The organism is Ruegeria profundi, assembly GCF_049800715.1.
Taxonomy (GTDB): Bacteria; Pseudomonadota; Alphaproteobacteria; order Rhodobacterales; family Rhodobacteraceae; genus Ruegeria; species Ruegeria profundi_A.
The window spans coordinates 38800-54154 of the sequence record NZ_JBNAFO010000009.1; the positions used below are offsets into that span (position 1 = coordinate 38800).

Annotated in this window: 17 protein-coding genes; 11 read left to right on the forward strand and 6 right to left on the reverse strand. The window is 60.0% G+C overall.

All coding sequences use genetic code 11. The features are described from left to right. Window positions 1-73: 73 nt before the first annotated feature. From leuD to ACP15L_RS14830, 4 genes are read right to left on the reverse strand one after another with little or no spacing between them, the layout of a single operon-like run. Window positions 74-679, reverse strand: coding sequence for a 3-isopropylmalate dehydratase small subunit (gene leuD / locus ACP15L_RS14815; protein ID WP_170379778.1), 606 nt, complete (start codon window positions 677-679; stop codon window positions 74-76). A gap of 42 nt (window positions 680-721) precedes the next feature. Beyond that, window positions 722-1276: a DUF308 domain-containing protein gene (locus tag ACP15L_RS14820; RefSeq protein WP_170379776.1), complete on the reverse strand. Its 555-nt coding sequence runs from the start codon at window positions 1274-1276 to the stop codon at window positions 722-724. 37 nt (window positions 1277-1313) lie between these two features. Next, window positions 1314-2717, reverse strand: a complete 1404-nt coding sequence (gene leuC, locus ACP15L_RS14825) for a 3-isopropylmalate dehydratase large subunit (RefSeq protein WP_425084767.1) — start codon at window positions 2715-2717, stop codon at window positions 1314-1316. A gap of 43 nt (window positions 2718-2760) precedes the next feature. Then, window positions 2761-2868: an isopropylmalate isomerase gene (locus ACP15L_RS14830; protein WP_425084768.1), complete on the reverse strand. Its 108-nt coding sequence runs from the start codon at window positions 2866-2868 to the stop codon at window positions 2761-2763. A gap of 230 nt (window positions 2869-3098) precedes the next feature. On the opposite strand from ACP15L_RS14830, the gene rsfS reads away from it, so the two are divergent. Genes rsfS through ACP15L_RS14845 form a run of 3 tightly spaced genes read left to right on the forward strand, consistent with a single transcriptional unit; the run spans window position 3099 to window position 4471 of the window. Further along, entirely contained in the window at window positions 3099-3458 is a 360-nt protein-coding gene (gene rsfS, locus ACP15L_RS14835) for a ribosome silencing factor (protein WP_170379770.1), read from the forward strand. A 44-nt stretch (window positions 3459-3502) separates the two neighbouring features. Continuing rightward, a complete protein-coding gene (gene rlmH, locus ACP15L_RS14840) occupies window positions 3503-3973 on the forward strand; it encodes a 23S rRNA (pseudouridine(1915)-N(3))-methyltransferase RlmH (RefSeq protein ID WP_170379769.1) in 471 nt (156 codons plus the stop codon). A gap of 12 nt (window positions 3974-3985) precedes the next feature. Then, on the forward strand, window positions 3986-4471 hold the full coding sequence (locus ACP15L_RS14845) for a flavodoxin family protein (protein WP_425084769.1): 486 nt from the start codon (window positions 3986-3988) through the stop codon (window positions 4469-4471). A 3-nt stretch (window positions 4472-4474) separates the two neighbouring features. Here ACP15L_RS14845 and ACP15L_RS14850 read toward each other — a convergent pair whose 3' ends face one another. Next, window positions 4475-4822: a hypothetical protein gene (locus ACP15L_RS14850; protein WP_425084770.1), complete on the reverse strand. Its 348-nt coding sequence runs from the start codon at window positions 4820-4822 to the stop codon at window positions 4475-4477. Between the two features lie 35 nt (window positions 4823-4857). Further along, window positions 4858-5568: a DUF599 domain-containing protein gene (locus ACP15L_RS14855; protein WP_170667202.1), complete on the reverse strand. Its 711-nt coding sequence runs from the start codon at window positions 5566-5568 to the stop codon at window positions 4858-4860. Between the two features lie 81 nt (window positions 5569-5649). Between ACP15L_RS14855 and ACP15L_RS14860 the strand changes: the two genes are divergently transcribed. The 8 genes from ACP15L_RS14860 (at window position 5650) to ACP15L_RS14895 (ending at window position 15353) form a co-directional block, all read left to right on the forward strand. Then, entirely contained in the window at window positions 5650-7089 is a 1440-nt protein-coding gene (locus ACP15L_RS14860) for an FAD-linked oxidase C-terminal domain-containing protein (RefSeq protein ID WP_425084771.1), read from the forward strand. A 49-nt stretch (window positions 7090-7138) separates the two neighbouring features. Further along, window positions 7139-8239, forward strand: a complete 1101-nt coding sequence (locus ACP15L_RS14865; RefSeq protein WP_425084772.1) for an FAD-binding protein — start codon at window positions 7139-7141, stop codon at window positions 8237-8239. A 4-nt stretch (window positions 8240-8243) separates the two neighbouring features. Continuing rightward, window positions 8244-9563 carry a glycolate oxidase subunit GlcF gene (gene glcF, locus ACP15L_RS14870; RefSeq protein WP_425084773.1) on the forward strand — a complete coding sequence of 440 codons (1320 nt, stop codon included), beginning with the start codon at window positions 8244-8246 and terminating at the stop codon, window positions 9561-9563. A 119-nt stretch (window positions 9564-9682) separates the two neighbouring features. Next, window positions 9683-10474: a trypsin-like serine peptidase gene (locus tag ACP15L_RS14875; protein ID WP_425084774.1), complete on the forward strand. Its 792-nt coding sequence runs from the start codon at window positions 9683-9685 to the stop codon at window positions 10472-10474. Next, complete coding sequence (locus tag ACP15L_RS14880; protein ID WP_425084775.1) at window positions 10471-11286, forward strand: trypsin-like serine peptidase; 816 nt, start codon at window positions 10471-10473, stop codon at window positions 11284-11286. The genes ACP15L_RS14875 and ACP15L_RS14880 overlap by 4 nt, the downstream gene beginning before the upstream one ends. Window positions 11287-11412: 126 nt before the next feature. Beyond that, entirely contained in the window at window positions 11413-11880 is a 468-nt protein-coding gene (locus ACP15L_RS14885; RefSeq protein ID WP_425084776.1) for an Hsp20 family protein, read from the forward strand. 189 nt (window positions 11881-12069) lie between these two features. Then, the gene (locus ACP15L_RS14890) at window positions 12070-13110 is read left to right on the forward strand and encodes a glycosyltransferase family 2 protein (protein ID WP_425084777.1); all 1041 of its coding nucleotides are present in this window, start codon (window positions 12070-12072) and stop codon (window positions 13108-13110) included. Beyond that, window positions 13110-15353, forward strand: a complete 2244-nt coding sequence (locus ACP15L_RS14895) for a glycosyltransferase family 2 protein (RefSeq protein ID WP_425084778.1) — start codon at window positions 13110-13112, stop codon at window positions 15351-15353. Before ACP15L_RS14890 ends, ACP15L_RS14895 begins: the two co-directional genes overlap by 1 nt. The last annotated feature ends 2 nt before the right edge of the window (window positions 15354-15355 follow it).

Consider the following 15355-nt stretch of genomic DNA (forward strand, 5'->3'; position numbering starts at 1 on the left):
CAACCCCAAGAATGCGAACGGAGCCACCTTGGCGACTCCGTTAGGTTGAGTATCAACAGATTCGTCCCCAGAATCACACCCAGGGACGGGCCTGACCGGCGTGATCCTCGAACTTGTCGATGTGATGGTCTTTTTCCATCGTCAGGCCGATATCGTCCAGACCGTTCAGCAGGCAGTGCTTGCGGTGCGGGTCGATGTCGAAGGTGATCTCAACACCGTCCGAAGTGGTAATCCTCTGGTCCTCCAGATGCACGGTCATGCGGGCGTTTTCACCCTTGTGCGCGTCATCCATCAGAACCGCGTGATGCTCTTCTTCGACCACGATGGGCAGGATGCCGTTCTTGAAACAGTTGTTGAAGAAGATGTCGGCGAAGCTGGTCGAGATCACGACCTTGATGCCGAAATCCTTGATCGCCCAAGGTGCGTGTTCGCGCGAGGATCCGCAGCCGAAATTGTCGCCGGCCACCAGAATCTCGGCCTCGCGATAGGCGGGTTTGTTCAGAACGAACTCTTCATTCTCCTGCCCGTCGTCGTGATAGCGCATCTCGTCAAACAGAACGACACCAAGGCCGGACCGTTTGATAGTCTTCAGGTGAACTTTGGGGATGATCATATCGGTGTCGATATTGATCAGCGGCATTGGGGCGGCCACCCCGTGGACTTTGTCAAACTTTTCCATGTCTACACTCCTGCGGGGTAGGGCCGCGCCCGTGCCTCGCGTTTAAGCTTCTTTCGCTTCAGTTGTTTCGTCTTTGGGTGCGTTCTTGACGAAGAACGCCATGAAGACCAATCCGAACCCGTTAAACAGCATCTCGATGCCCAGGAAGATCCCCAGAATGCTCAGCAGAGCCTGCGGTTGCTGCCCGACATAGCTCCAGATGATGCCTGCGAGGACGATCGACAAGATGCCCGAGATCATCGTGGGCCAGAAAAACTGCGTTCCCTTCATCTGGAACGACAGAATGATCCGCGCGATGCCGCCTGCCATGAACAGGATCAGCATTACGGTCGCCAGCGTAAGCGTACCCTGCAGCGGGTGATCCAGAAAGGACCAGCCCAGAAACAGCATGACCGCACCCATGATGAGTGACAGGATTTTGTTGCCAACGCCTTCAACTGTGAAGCCGCCAACAACCTGCAGCACGCCCGAGATCAGTAGCAACACGCCGGTTACCACCGTCACGGCGACAGATGCCACGACAGGTGCGCCCAGCACAAAGATACCGAACGCTATGGATAGGAGCCCCAGCAGGAGCCATTTGATCCAGTCACTCATTTGTTCAATCCCTCAAATATCTAGATATGAGGGGACCTTACATCAATTCACGGACGTCTGTCAGCCGTCCTGTGATTGCCGCGGCGGCAGCCATTGCCGGGCTCAGCAGGTGAGTCCGCCCACCACGCCCCTGACGACCTTCGAAATTGCGGTTCGAAGTCGCGGCACAGCGCTCGCCCGGTTGCAGCTGGTCGGGGTTCATCGCCAGACACATCGAGCATCCCGCCAGACGCCATTCGAAACCGGCCTCTTTGAAGATATCCGCCAGACCTTCTTCTTCGGCCTGCAGGCGCACGAGGCCCGAACCAGGCACGACCATGGCGCGCATGCCGTCCTTGATCTTTTTGCCCTTCAGAATCTCGGCCGCGGCGCGCAGGTCTTCGATGCGGCCGTTGGTGCAGGACCCGATGAAAACGGTGTCGACCTCGACATCGCTGAGCTTCTGACCGGCTTCCAGACCCATATATTCGATCGAACGGCGGGCCGCGTCGACTTTGCCGCCCTCGAAGTCCTCAGGGTGCGGAACGGTCGCGGTGATCGGCAGTACATCCTCGGGGCTGGTGCCCCATGTGACGACCGGCGCGATATCTTCACCGCGCAGCGTGATGACCTTGTCAAAATGCGCGCCTTCGTCGGTGTAGAGCGTTTTCCACCAGTCCAGCGCCGCTTCCCACTGAGCGCCTTTCGGAGCATGCGGGCGACCTTTGACATATTCAAACGTGGTTTCGTCCGGCGCGATCAGGCCAGCGCGCGCGCCACCTTCGATCGCCATGTTGCAGACGGTCATGCGTCCTTCCATCGACAGATCGCGGATCGCTTCACCGCAGTATTCGATGACATAGCCGGTTCCGCCAGCGGTGCCGGTCTCACCGATCACGGCCAGAGTGATGTCCTTGGCGGTCACGCCCGGCTGCAATTTGCCGGTGATCTCGACCTTCATGTTCTTGGACTTCTTCTGGATCAGGGTCTGGGTGGCCAGAACGTGCTCAACCTCGGACGTCCCGATGCCGTGGGCCAAAGCACCAAAAGCGCCGTGGGTCGCGGTGTGGCTGTCGCCGCAAACAACGGTCATGCCCGGCAGGGTCCAGCCTTGCTCGGGGCCCACGATGTGGACGATGCCCTGACGCACGTCGTGCACTGGGTAGTAGTGAATGCCGAAATCCTTGGCGTTCTTGTCCAGCGCTTCGACCTGAATACGCGATTCGGGGTTTTCGATCCCGTTCACACGATCCGGAGTGGTCGGAACGTTGTGGTCCGGCACGGCAATCGTCTTTTCCGGCGCGCGCACCTTGCGGCCCGCCATGCGCAGGCCTTCGAACGCCTGCGGGCTGGTGACTTCGTGAACCAGGTGGCGGTCGATATAAAGCAGGCAGGTACCATCATCGGCTTCATGCGCGACATGGGCATCCCAGATCTTGTCATAGAGTGTTTTGGGGGACATCGGTCCTCTCCCGTATGTAATGAGAAATAGCTGGCGAGGTGGCTTAGGTCGCCGATAGGCGGGCCAGAACCGTGCGGGCAGCCCCATAGAACCGTTCGCGCAACCGCGCGCGGTCTTCCAGATTTTGAAGTTGGGCTACATTGAGTCTCATATTCCGGTCAGATATAGACACTGGCCGAGTCTATCAAGGTCTTGTAAGGCCCCCAGATGCCATCAGGGCACATTCATGCGAGGCATCAGGCCTGCTTCATTGAAATGTCATGGGTCGCTTGCTACCTTGATTTTACCCTGCGCCGGGTTTTACGGCGCGCAGCAAAGGAGGACTATGTCCTGTCTCTACATACCCAGGCGGGTTTGCCCGCCGATGACGGGGCCAGTGTAATGGCCCACTCTCAGTCAATCAGCGACAAGCTGCTTGAGCGTATCCTTTCCTCACTTTCCGACGACAAGGCCGAAGACGTCGTGCAGATCAACCTGCAAGGTAAGTCTTCTGTTGCGGATCATATGGTGATTGCCTCGGGTCGGTCGACCCGTCAGGTCGCAGCCATGGCGGAAAAGCTGACAGATCGCATCAAGCAGGAATTCGGTTTCACCTCGAAGGTCGAAGGCAAGGATGCCGGCGACTGGGTGCTGATCGATACGGGCGACGTGATCGTCCATATCTTCCGCCCCGAAGTGCGTGAATTCTACCAGCTGGAAAAGATGTGGCAGCCTGCGGGCGGCAGCGCCTCAGCCAACTGAGGCGCCATCCCGGCCTTTATTGAAGGGCCGGAGGCGAGAGAGATATGCGTATCAGCATAGTTGCGGTCGGGCGATTGCGCGCCGGACCCGAGAAGACCCTGCTTGACGATTACCTGACCCGTTTCGACCGCACCGGCCGTGGCTTGGGCCTTGGGCCTGCGCGGGTGATCGAGGTTGAAGACAAGAAAAACGCAGGGATGGGCGCCGAGGCCGGTCTGCTGCGCAAGGCACTGCCCAAAGGCGCTGTGATCTGTACGCTGGATGAGCGCGGACGGCTGATGTCTTCACCGGATTTTGCCCAAAAGCTGGGAAACTGGCGCGACGCCGGGCGGCAGGATTTGGCGCTGATCATCGGTGGAGCAGATGGAATTGACCCTTCACTGCGCGCTGAGGCGGATTTTTCCATCTCATTCGGGTCCATGGTCTGGCCCCATATGCTGGTCCGTGTGATGTTGGCCGAGCAACTCTATCGGGCCGCAACCATCCTGTCGGGCGGCCCCTATCACCGGGTCTGAAACGGGTCTGACATGGCGCAGCTTCTGATTGTCTATCATTCGCGCACCGGCGGTGCTCGGCAAATGGCCGAAGCAGCGGCCGAGGCCGGTAGGGATGAGGCAGATATCGTCCTGAGAACCGCAGATCAGGCCGGGTCCGACGATCTGCTGGCCGCGGACGGCTACATTTTCTGCGCCCCCGAAAACCTCGCCGCGATTTCGGGCCTGATGAAAGAGTTCTTCGATCGTAGCTACTATCCCGTTCTGGGCCGGATCGAAGGCCGCCCCTACGCCCAGATGATCTGCGCCGGGTCTGACGGAGAGAACGCCGCCCGCCAAACCTCTCGTATCGCCACCGGCTGGCGGTTGAAAGAGGTGCAGCCGCCTTTGATTATTTGCACCCATGCTCAATCGCCTGAGGCGATACTGGCTGAGAAGACAATCCCCGAAGACCAGCTGGATCAGTGCCGCGAGATCGGCGCGGCTATGGCGGCTGGGCTGAGCCTCGGGGTGTTCTGAACCTCAGTTCAGGTTGATGACCGTGGTGTCTTCGCTCCAACCGCCGACGTTGTCGCGAGCCTGAATTTGCACCTGCGTGGTGTCTTCGGGAATCGAGACGCCGCTCAGTGAGCGGGTGAAGGGCTGTTCGTCCACATGCGGGTGATGCAATACGCGCATGCCAAGCTCGGCCCCCTCCATGTCCAGCACGCGCCAGCCGTCGGCGTAGTCATCCCATCCGGTATCCGGATGCCGGATCGTCACATCAAAACGCCACGCATCCCCGCTGCGGCTGGCCGAGACGCTCTCGATGGTCGGCGGATCCGCAAGAACGGGTGTGGCAAGGAAAGCGGTCAGAATCAGGTAGCGCATGGTCAGATCCTAAGGAATTGGTTGCGAAATAGGGATCACGTCTTGGTGTCAGGGGGCAAGGTCAGAAGCACCGTTCTCGAATGTGATGCGAACTCACGCCGGTAGAGAACACCAAATGTGATCACGGTGCCGATGATCAACGCGATGGGGCCAAGAAACCACGCGAGCGAGGCAAGCGCGAAGTAGGTGGCCCTGAGCGCGCGGTTGAAGCTGCGGGCGGCGGTCACACAGATCTCGGCGGCTTGCGCGGCGCGCGGGTAGGCTTCCGGGTCATCGGGTTCATTCGGCACGGCGGCCATCAGAACGGCGCAGTAGCCGAACAAGCGGTGCGCCCAGACGTATTTTAGAAATGCGTTTGCCAGAAACAGGATCACGACGAGGATCTTGATCTCCCACACCAACGCAGGGGCGCTGCCGATGGCCAGATCGCTGGCAACGCCCGCCAGCTGTTCGGTATTGCCCAACAAGGCCAGCCCGCCGCCAATGGCGATCATCGTGGTTGAGGCGAAGAAGGTGCTGCCCTGCCGCATCGCCGCAACAACCTGCGCGTCGAACATGCGGGGCTGGCGGGTGACCATCTCGTGCATCCAGCCACGGCGAAAGTCGTCCATCATCATCGCAACCGAAAGCTTGCCCGGCGAGGGGTGTTCGATCTTCCAGCCGATCCATTGCCATGCCGCCAGCAAAAGCAAAACGGCGGCATAGTCCAGCGTCGAAAACATAAGCGCGCGATCAATCCAGGTCATGGCGCGACAGTAGGGTCAGATCATAAAACTTGCCAGACGGAGAAATTGGTAATATTATTTTACCAAATTTGAGGATCAGCCATGGAAATGCCCCAGCCAAATCCTGAAGTGCTTGCGCGAAAGCAGGCCGTTCTGGCGCGATTGCTGCAGGTTTTGCCTGAGGATGCGGTGATTCACGACCCGTCAGAGACTCGGGCCTATGAGTGTGATGCGCTGACCGCGTATCGTTGCCCGCCCATGCTGGCGGTGCTGCCATCGACCACGCAGGAGGTCTCGGACGTGCTGCGAATTTGCCATGACGAGGGCGTGCCGGTGGTCCCGCGCGGCTCGGGGACTTCGTTGGCCGGCGGGGCGCTGCCAACGGCGGATTGTGTGATCCTTGGCGTCGCGCGCATGAATGACGTGCTGGAGACCGACTATGACAACCGTTTCATCCGCGTTCAGACCGGCCGCACCAATCTCAGCGTGACCGGCGCAGTAGAAGAGGAGGATTTCTTCTACGCGCCCGACCCATCCTCCCAGTTGGCTTGCGCAATTGCGGGGAACATCGCGATGAATTCGGGCGGAGCGCATTGTCTGAAATACGGCGTGACAACCAACAACCTGTTGGGCGTGACCATGGTGATGATGGATGGCAGCGTGGTCGAGATCGGCGGCGCACATCTGGACTCCGGCGGGCTGGATCTATTGGGCGTGATCTGCGGCTCGGAAGGGCAGCTTGGCGTCGTGACCGAGGCGACGCTGCGCATCCTGCGCAAACCAGAAGGCGCGCGGCCTGTTCTGATGGGGTTCGATGACAATGAGGTCGCCGGTCAGTGCGTATCGGACATCATCAAGTCGGGTATCTTGCCGGTCGCGATCGAGTTCATGGATACGCTCTGCATCAGGGCGTGTGAGAACTTCGCCCATGCCGGCTACCCCGATTGCCACGCACTGTTGATTGTCGAGGTTGAAGGCGCGGATGCCGAGATCGACTATCAGCTGTCAAAGATCGTCGAGATCGCGAAACGTCACAACCCGGTGGAACTGCGCGAAAGCCAGTCCGCTGAGGAAAGCGCCAAGATCTGGCTGGGTCGGAAATCGGCCTTTGGCGCGATGGGGCAGATGAACGACTACATGTGTCTGGACGGCACGATCCCGGTCTCGGCGCTGCCACAGGTTCTGCGCCGCATCGGCGAGTTGAGCGAGGACTATGGCCTGCCCGTCGGCAATGTTTTCCACGCAGGCGACGGCAATATGCACCCGCTGATCCTGTTTGATGCCAACAAGCCCGGTGATCTGGAGAAATGCGAGGCGTTTGGTGCCGATATCCTGAAGCTTTGCGTAGATGTGGGCGGCTGCCTGACCGGAGAGCACGGGGTGGGCATCGAGAAACGGGATCTGATGTCGCATCAATATAGCGCGGCCGATCTTGAAGCGCAGATGGCGGTGAAGGATGTGTTCGATCCGCAGTGGCTGTTGAATCCGGCCAAGGTGTTTCCGCTGGACGTGTCACAGGCGCGCCGGATGGCTGCGGAATAGGGGGCGCTGCCCCCGTCCCCCCGAGGTATTTTGGAACAGAAGAAGTGTCATGAGACCTGAGACAGAAACGGAGCTGGCCGAGATCGTGGCCGGGTTGCAGGGGCCGGTGCGAATTGCAGGTGGCGGGACGCGCGGGGTGGATGGCCCGGGGTCGGTTTTGAATGTGGATGGGTTGCGTGGGATATCCCTCTATGAACCCGGCGCGCTAACTTTGGTTGCGCAAGCGGGAACCCCGGTGGCTGAGATTGACGCCGCGCTGGAGGCCGAAGGTCAGCAACTGGCGTTCGAGCCTGCGGACTATCGCGCGCTGCTCGGCGCCTCGGGTGAGCCGACGATTGGCGGGGTTGTTGCAGCCAACATCTCGGGGCCACGGCGGGTTCAGGCCGGGGCGTGTCGGGATTTTCTGCTGGGCGTGCGCTATGTCGATGGGCAAGCGCAGGTCGTGAAGAATGGCGGGCGGGTGATGAAGAATGTCACCGGCTATGATCTGGTCAAGCTGATGGCGGGCTCCTGGGGGACGCTGGGGGTGCTGACCGAAGTGTCTTTGAAAGTGTTGCCGAAACCCGAAGCGTTCGTGACCCTGGGCGTGCCGGTTGCCCATGCCTCGGGCGCGGTTGAGGTTCTGTCTGCCGCTTTGAGGTCACCTTATGAGGTGAGCGGGGCTGCCTTTGCCCCCGAAACAGGTCAGGCCTTGTTGCGGGTTGAGGGGTTTGCGGACTCGGTTGCGTATCGTGTCGGGCGATTGCAGGATGTGCTGTCCGGGTTCGGCGAGGTCGCCGTTGTTGAGGATTCAGATGCCACCTGGCGCGCGATCCGGGACGTGACCCCGTTCGCGGGGAAAGAGGGCGATGTCTGGCGTATCTCGGTCAAGCCCAGCGATGCGCCGGAAATCACTGCGCGGCTTGAGGCGAATAAACTCCTGCTCGATTGGGGTGGCGGTTTGATCTGGGCTTTGGTGGATGAGGGCACCGATGTTCGCGCGCGTCTTGGCGGTTTTCAGGGCCACGCCTCTATTGTGCGGGCGAAGGCCGAGACCGTTCAGGCGCTGGGCCGGTTCCAACCGGAACCCGCACCGGTTGCAGCCTTGAGCCAAGGTTTGCGGCAGCGGTTCGACCCAAAAGCTCTGTTTAATCCGGGATTGATGGGGTAGGCCGATGCAGACGACTTTCACCGAAGAACAGTTGCAAGACCCGGCGATCAAGCGCTCGAACGAGATCCTGCGCAGCTGTGTTCATTGCGGGTTTTGCACCGCCACTTGCCCCACCTATCAAGTGCTGGGCGATGAGTTGGACAGCCCACGCGGCCGTATCTACCTAATCAAGGATATGCTTGAGAATGAGCGTGTGCCGGACGAGAAGACGGTCAAACATATCGACCGTTGCCTGTCCTGTCTGGCCTGCATGACGACCTGCCCGTCGGGCGTGCACTACATGCATCTGGTTGATCACGCGCGCGAATATATTGAAAACAACTACAAGCGCCCATTGTCCGATCGTGTGCTGCGCTGGGTTCTGGCGCAGATTTTGCCCTATCCGATGCGATTTCGCTGGGCCTTGATCGGGGCCAAGCTGGGGCGTCCGTTCCGGTTTCTGATGCCAGATGCCCGGCTGCGGGCGATGCTGGACATGGCGCCGAAACATATCCCTCCGGTCAGTCGCAATGACGACCCGCAGAGCTTTGCGCCCAAAACGCCGCGCAAAAAGCGTGTGGCTTTGATGACGGGCTGTGCGCAAAAGGCGCTGAACACCGATATCAACGACGCAACGATCCGTCTTCTGACCAGGTTGGGATGCGAGGTGGTTGTCGCCGAAGGGGCCGGATGTTGTGGTGCGCTGACCCACCACATGGGCAAAAGCAAGCAGAGCCACGCGGCGGCTGCAAGCAATATCCGTGCTTGGGTGCGTGAAATGGATGGGGATGGGCTGGACGCCATCGTCATTAACACCTCGGGCTGTGGGACGACGGTCAAGGACTATGGGCACATGTTCCGAAATGACCCTCTGGCACAGGACGCGGCACGGGTGTCGGCCCTTGCCATGGATATCAGCGAGGTGCTGATGCAATTGGATCTACCTGAGCAGTCGGATCAAGGGCTGACCGCGGCCTATCACGCGGCTTGTTCCCTGCAACATGGTCAGCAGATCAAGACCTTCCCGAAAGACCTGCTGAAACGCGCTGGCTTCAAGGTTGTTGAACCCGCTGACAGCCATCTATGTTGCGGCAGTGCGGGCACGTATAACCTGATGCAGCCCGAGATCTCGGGCCAGCTAAAGCAGCGCAAGGTGCGCACGCTTGAGGCGAAGAAGCCCGACCTGATTGCGGCGGGGAATATCGGCTGCATGATGCAGATCGGATCGGGAACCAAGCTGCCGATCGTCCATACAGTCGAGCTGCTGGATTGGGCTACCGGAGGTCCCGAGCCGCGTGGTTTGCAGGCGGGTGGAGCGACCTCCGAGGTACCTATTCTGCGCTAGGCAGGCATGATGCGCCTTGGCATCAGTTGAACAGGAAATTTCCGCCAAGCCGACCTGCCCTATTTTCGCCCCACGCGACCCGTAGAACAGTTGACCGGAACGGATAGCCGGAGAACCGCGTGCGCAACTGGATCAAGGCCATCGTGCTGAGTGTGCTGCCAATGGCTGCCTCGGCGCAGGATACCGGGCTGAAAAGCCTCGAGACGTCGGATTCCGGGCGGCAATGGATGGCCGTGGGGCGGCTGGATATTGATGGCACCGGGTTTTGTACCGGCGCGCTGATCTCGCCCACGCTGGTGCTGACAGCCGCGCATTGCCTGTTCGAAAAACACACCAAGAAGCGAATCGACCCGTCGCGGATCGAGTTTCTGGCAGGTTGGCGACGTGGAAGCGCCTCGGCCTATCGTCCAGCGCGTCAGGCCGTGATTCATCCGAAATATGTCTATAATGGCAGGGCCACCAGCGACCGTGTCCGCTATGATCTGGCCTTGATCGAACTCTGGCAGCCGGTCCGAAACACCACCGTTATTCCTTTTGAGACCGGCGCGCGCCCCGACCAAGGCGAGCAGGTGGGGGTCGTGTCCTACGCGCATGACCGGGCCGAGGCCCCGTCGCTGCAGCAGGTTTGTTCGGTCATGGCCGGGCATCGGGGCGTTTTGGTAATGTCCTGCGATGTCGATTTCGGGGCCTCTGGCGCGCCGATTTTCTCTCTTAGTGGTGAGCGTCCGCGTATCGTGTCTGTGGTGTCGGCCAAAGCCGAGCTTAACGGGGAAAACGTGTCGCTGGGCACCGCGCTGGATGGATCGCTGCAGCTGCTTCAGGCGGAACTGTCCAATGGAAATGGGTTTGGCCTGTCTTCTGGCAACACCGGGTCTGGCAAGAATGTCGGGGCAAGGTTTATCCGGCCATGATGCGCGCTATTGCCCTTTTCGTCCTGTGCGCCTCTTTGGTGGCCACGGCAGCGCAGGCCCAAAGCAACAAACGCACGCTTACCGATCGCGATGACCTCTACGGGTGGGAGGCGATCGGCCGGCTTGATGTCGGCACGCGGTCTTTCTGTACGGGAACGCTGATTGCGCAGGATATGGTGCTGACAGCCGCCCATTGCGCCTTGGATAAACGCACCAGACAGGCCTATGAGCCGGGCGAGGTGACGTTCCGCGCTGGGCTGAGCAATGGCGTCGCCCTGGCCGAGCGCAAGGTGGTGCAGATTGCCACGCTTCCAAGCTATGGAGCCAATGACCCTCTGTCGTCTCAAGGCGTCCGCGAGGATGTGGCGCTGATGCGGCTGGATGAGCCGATACCCTATTCGATTGCCGATCCGTTCGTCTTGTATCAGGGGCCCGTCATCGGCTCGGAACTCAGTATCGCCTCTTACGGGCGAGGCAGGTCCGAGGCCATAACGCGCGAAAAATCCTGTCGAATCCTGGATCGGCAAGACGGGCTGATCACCTTTGATTGCGACGTCACCTTTGGCTCATCAGGGTCGGCTGTTCTGACCAAAAACGGCTCGCGCTGGCAGATTCTTTCGGTTGTCTCCGCCATTGGTGAGAGTGGGGGGCGCAAGATCGGCTTTGGAATGGAACTGTCTCCGGTCGTCTCCGAACTCAAGGCGATCATGCGGCGCGATGCCCCCCAACCCAAAGCCACGATCCGCAGATTGCAGGTGGGTTCGGGCAAGTCCGGTTCAGGCGCGAAATTCATCAGCTCTGGCGGGGGTTGAACTTACCCAAATTGCTACCCATGTGATTTGTATCGGATTGCCACAAAGGGGTCCGGTATCACAAAGGGCCCGTCCAGATCGGAGGGCTGAACATCGTAAATCGCTCTAGGATGAGGATAACGACACATGCGTACATTTGATTTTGCACCGCTGCACCGCGCCACCATTGGTTTCGACCAGATCGCCGACATGATGGACCGCGTTCTGACCAACGACGTGGCACAGCCCAGCTATCCCCCATACAACATCGAAAAAACCGACGCCGACACCTATCGGATTTCCGTCGCGGTCGCCGGTTTTTCCGAAGAAGACCTGTCCGTCGAGGTGAAGGAAAACGCACTGATCGTGGCTGGCAAGAAAGCCGCCGAGGACAAGGACCGCAGCTATCTGCACCGCGGTATCGCCACCCGTGCGTTTGAGCGCCGCTTTGCTCTGGCCGACCATGTCCGCGTGACCGGTGCCAGCCATGAGAACGGCATGCTGAACATCGACCTAAAGCGCGAAGTGCCCGAAGCGTTGAAACCACGCCGGATTCAGATTTCCTCGAGCAAGGCCATCGAAAAAGATGTGGTTGATGCCAAGGCCGTGAACTAACGCGCCTTAAGTTCCTGCGGCGGTCTCCTCCTCCCTGACTGCCGCAACACCCGCCCCGCGTTCCTCCAGACGCGGGGCGTTGTTTTTTGACGCCCGTCAAGGGCATCCTTACCTGATCAACCGCGTGGCTTTCCTGTTCCGATCTGCCTATAAGTGAATGAAAAGACCAAGAGCAGTCAGAGGTCATGCATGACCCTATTGGGCATCACATGTCAGAAGGATGACGGGCCGTTTCTAGTGGAATGGCTGGCCCATCACCTTGCGGCAGGCGTCGACCGGTTTCTGGTGCTGAGCCACGATTGCTCGGATGGGTCCGACGCGTTGCTGAAGGCGCTGGCACAGGATGCGCGGATTGAGCATCTTCCCTTCACCCCAAAGGGCAACAAGGCCGTGCAGTGGCAGGCGTTGAAACACGCCTCAGGTCACCCGGCTTACGCTTCGGCCGACTGGGCGCTGTTTTTCGATTGTGATGAATTCTTGTGTCTGCGGGATGCCACTCTGCCGGATTTGTTGACCCGGTTCGAGGCGGCGTCGGGATCTTTCGATGCTCTTGCCTTGCCGTGGCGGTTCTTTGGCACGGGTGGTCAAGTACAGCGTGAAAGCGGGTTAACGCCCGAGAGGTTCACGCAAGCCGCGCCCGAGGACCTACATTTTCCTCTTGGCCACCTGTTCAAGACGCTCCACCGTCCGGCGGCGTTTCAAAAGCTGGGGGTGCATCGGCCCCGCAGCAAACCGTCAAAACCTGCGCGCTGGATCGGGCCGGATGGGGCGGACCTGCCGGTGGGCTTCGTGTGGAATGATAGCGCGATTTCGCTCTATGGTCTGCCTGTGGACGCGCGTCAGGTCTGGTTGAACCACTATGCCTTGCGCTCGCGCGAAGAGTTCATGGTTAAACGCGCGCGCGGTTTGCCGAACCACACGGAGCGCGAAATCGGGGTGACCTATTGGGCCGAGCGCAACTGGAACACGGTCAAAGAGACAAGCATTTCCGCAATGATGAACGCGACCCGTGCTGTTTACGCCAACCTGATGGAGCTGCCCGGCGTAACTGCCGCGCATGAGGCCTGCCTGAACTGGCACCGCGCCGCCTATGCGGCCTTGCAGCAAGATATCGAGGCCGTGCGGCTGGAGTTCCGCCTAGGGCTGGTCAACAGCATCCCTCCCTCCGCTCAAGAGGGGGCTGCGTTTGTTGCCCGACAGGTCTCGCTTTTGTCAAAGGCGGCCGAGTGATGGGGCTGATCGAACGGCAGCTTGCAGGTCAGGATTTGGGTGTCGCGATCCTGCTCGATGCGGTCGTGCATCAGGACGATGGCGCGCAGGTCGTCACGTTGTTCTTCGATCGTTTGATTGTGGCTGAGGAAGTCATCCCCCCTGATGGCAGTACGCTTGAGGAGATGGGCGCTGTGGGCGACGCGCGAATCCTGCGATATCGCCTGCCGCAGGACGCCCACCCTAGATTTTCGATCCGCGGGGAGGCCTTTGATCTGAGTTGCGCGCCCTCCGAATGCGCGTTGTTTGAGGAGAAGAACGCCTTCATCGCCCAACGCAACGGCGAAAGCGCAGAGATCGTGTTGGAGTGGCTGGCCTACCACATCGAAACGCAGGGGCTTGAGGCCGCGGTGATCCTCGACCGTGCCCCTCCGGGTGCTGAGGACGGGTTTGCCGCTGCGCTTCGCGAGGGTCTGGAAAGCCATGCCTTGGCCTGTCAGGTGGTTCTGGTCCAAAGCCCGGTGCCGCTGGGCAAACCCGACCTTCCGCCCGAGGCGCATCCCTATTGCGTTAGCGAGTCTCCGGGCAAGGACCGGATGGAGATCCCGCCCGCTAGCCCGTGGGACAGCCCGCTTGGCGCGTTTTCGGTCTATGAGATCTTGCGCACACGGTTTCTGGCGCAGGCGCGCGCCGTGGCAAATATCGACGTGCATGATCTGATGGTCGAAACAGATACATTCGTCTTCGACGCAGCCGTTGCATCCGAGGGTGGACTGATCGCGTTGTTCGGACGGCATTGCTATCCGTGGCGCGTGCGTGCGGGACAAAAGGCGCATTTCGGTGATCATATCTGTGTGCAGTTCGATGCCACGGGCGGTCGGCAGCGCTGGTGCATCGCGCCGGCCAAGTCTGCCCCTGATGCGGTCTGGCGGTTGGTCCGGGTCGGAAATGCGCGCCCGGATTCGACCCTAACTATGGGGTTTTACCGCCATATGCTTTTGCGACACCCGACACGCTCGATCTCGAAAATCGTGCCAAAGACCTCTCTGATCGAGCATGAGCCGCTGTTGCATTTGTCCACCACGACCTGGGGGCACAAACCGGTGCGGATGCCCGAGTTGGAGGTCACCTCAAAGGAAACAGGGCGCGGACGCTGTGCCATCGTGACCACGATGAAGAACGAAGGCCCGTTCATTCTGGAATGGCTCGCCTATCACCGGGCCATCGGGTTCGATGATTTCCTGATCTACACCAATGACTGCACCGACGGCACTGATACGATGCTGGAGATGCTGAAAAGCAAAGGCCTGGTTCAGCATCGCGACAACCCGTTCCGTCAGATGGACATGCGCCCGCAGCACGCGGCCCTGCATTCCGCAGATGATGAGCAGATCGTCAAAAACGCCACGTGGGTCGCCTGCATTGATGTGGATGAATACGTGAACATCAAATGCGGCGACGGCACTCTGGACGCGCTGTTTGCCGCCGTGCCTGACGCCAACATGATCGCGATGACCTGGCGATTGTTCGGTAACGGAGACCTACACGGGTTCGAGGACAGGCCCATAATCGAACAGTTCCAGCGCTGCGCCCCGGAATATGCCCGCAAGCCGCATCAGGCCTGGGGATTCAAGACGCTGTTCCGCAATATCGGCCTGTTCCGAAAGCTCGGCGTGCATCGCCCCAAGGGCCTCAATCCGCAATTGTGGGAGGAGATCAACTGGGTCAACGGGTCCGGTGCGCCGATGCCGCGCTCGATGTTTCGCAATGGCTGGCGGTCCACGATAAACACCTATGGCTATGATCTGGTGCAACTGAACCACTACGCCGTCCGCTCGGCCGAGAGCTTTCTGGTCAAGCGCGACAGGGGCCGGGTGAACCATGTTGAGCGGGATCAGGGCCTCGCCTACTGGTTCCGCATGAACAACAACTACGCCGAGGATCATTCCATCGCGCGTATGGTGCCAGCAATGCAGGCCGAACTGGACCGCCTGCTCAGCGATCCCGAGATCGCCGCCGCGCATGCCCATTCGGTAGATTGCCACCGTGCCAAGATCGCAGAGCTCAAAGCTACGCCGAACTACGCCGCCTTCTACGTCGAATTGACCGGCGCGCGCCTGGAAAAGCTTGCGCGCCTGCACCGGCATTTCGGGGCGAATGTGTTCCTCAAAGGCCCTTCATCCATTCCGGATGACGTGCTGGAGCGTGACCCCGACAAAGATTGGTTCTTTACCGTCGATCATGATGGGGAAACCCAACATTAGAG

Excerpts from the sequence above, each read along its gene's own strand:
- leuD (WP_170379778.1), bottom strand. The coding sequence starts at position 679 with ATGGAAAAGTTTGACAAAGTCCACGGGGTGGCCGCCCCAATGCCGCTG.
- ACP15L_RS14820 (WP_170379776.1), bottom strand. The coding sequence starts at position 1,276 with ATGAGTGACTGGATCAAATGGCTCCTGCTGGGGCTCCTATCCATAGCG.
- leuC (WP_425084767.1), bottom strand. The coding sequence starts at position 2,717 with ATGTCCCCCAAAACACTCTATGACAAGATCTGGGATGCCCATGTCGCG.
- ACP15L_RS14830 (WP_425084768.1), bottom strand. The coding sequence starts at position 2,868 with ATGAGACTCAATGTAGCCCAACTTCAAAATCTGGAAGACCGCGCGCGG.
- rsfS (WP_170379770.1), top strand. The coding sequence starts at position 3,099 with ATGGCCCACTCTCAGTCAATCAGCGACAAGCTGCTTGAGCGTATCCTT.
- rlmH (WP_170379769.1), top strand. The coding sequence starts at position 3,503 with ATGCGTATCAGCATAGTTGCGGTCGGGCGATTGCGCGCCGGACCCGAG.
- ACP15L_RS14845 (WP_425084769.1), top strand. The coding sequence starts at position 3,986 with ATGGCGCAGCTTCTGATTGTCTATCATTCGCGCACCGGCGGTGCTCGG.
- ACP15L_RS14850 (WP_425084770.1), bottom strand. The coding sequence starts at position 4,822 with ATGCGCTACCTGATTCTGACCGCTTTCCTTGCCACACCCGTTCTTGCG.
- ACP15L_RS14855 (WP_170667202.1), bottom strand. The coding sequence starts at position 5,568 with ATGACCTGGATTGATCGCGCGCTTATGTTTTCGACGCTGGACTATGCC.
- ACP15L_RS14860 (WP_425084771.1), top strand. The coding sequence starts at position 5,650 with ATGGAAATGCCCCAGCCAAATCCTGAAGTGCTTGCGCGAAAGCAGGCC.
- ACP15L_RS14865 (WP_425084772.1), top strand. The coding sequence starts at position 7,139 with ATGAGACCTGAGACAGAAACGGAGCTGGCCGAGATCGTGGCCGGGTTG.
- glcF (WP_425084773.1), top strand. The coding sequence starts at position 8,244 with ATGCAGACGACTTTCACCGAAGAACAGTTGCAAGACCCGGCGATCAAG.
- ACP15L_RS14880 (WP_425084775.1), top strand. The coding sequence starts at position 10,471 with ATGATGCGCGCTATTGCCCTTTTCGTCCTGTGCGCCTCTTTGGTGGCC.
- ACP15L_RS14885 (WP_425084776.1), top strand. The coding sequence starts at position 11,413 with ATGCGTACATTTGATTTTGCACCGCTGCACCGCGCCACCATTGGTTTC.
- ACP15L_RS14890 (WP_425084777.1), top strand. The coding sequence starts at position 12,070 with ATGACCCTATTGGGCATCACATGTCAGAAGGATGACGGGCCGTTTCTA.
- ACP15L_RS14895 (WP_425084778.1), top strand. The coding sequence starts at position 13,110 with ATGGGGCTGATCGAACGGCAGCTTGCAGGTCAGGATTTGGGTGTCGCG.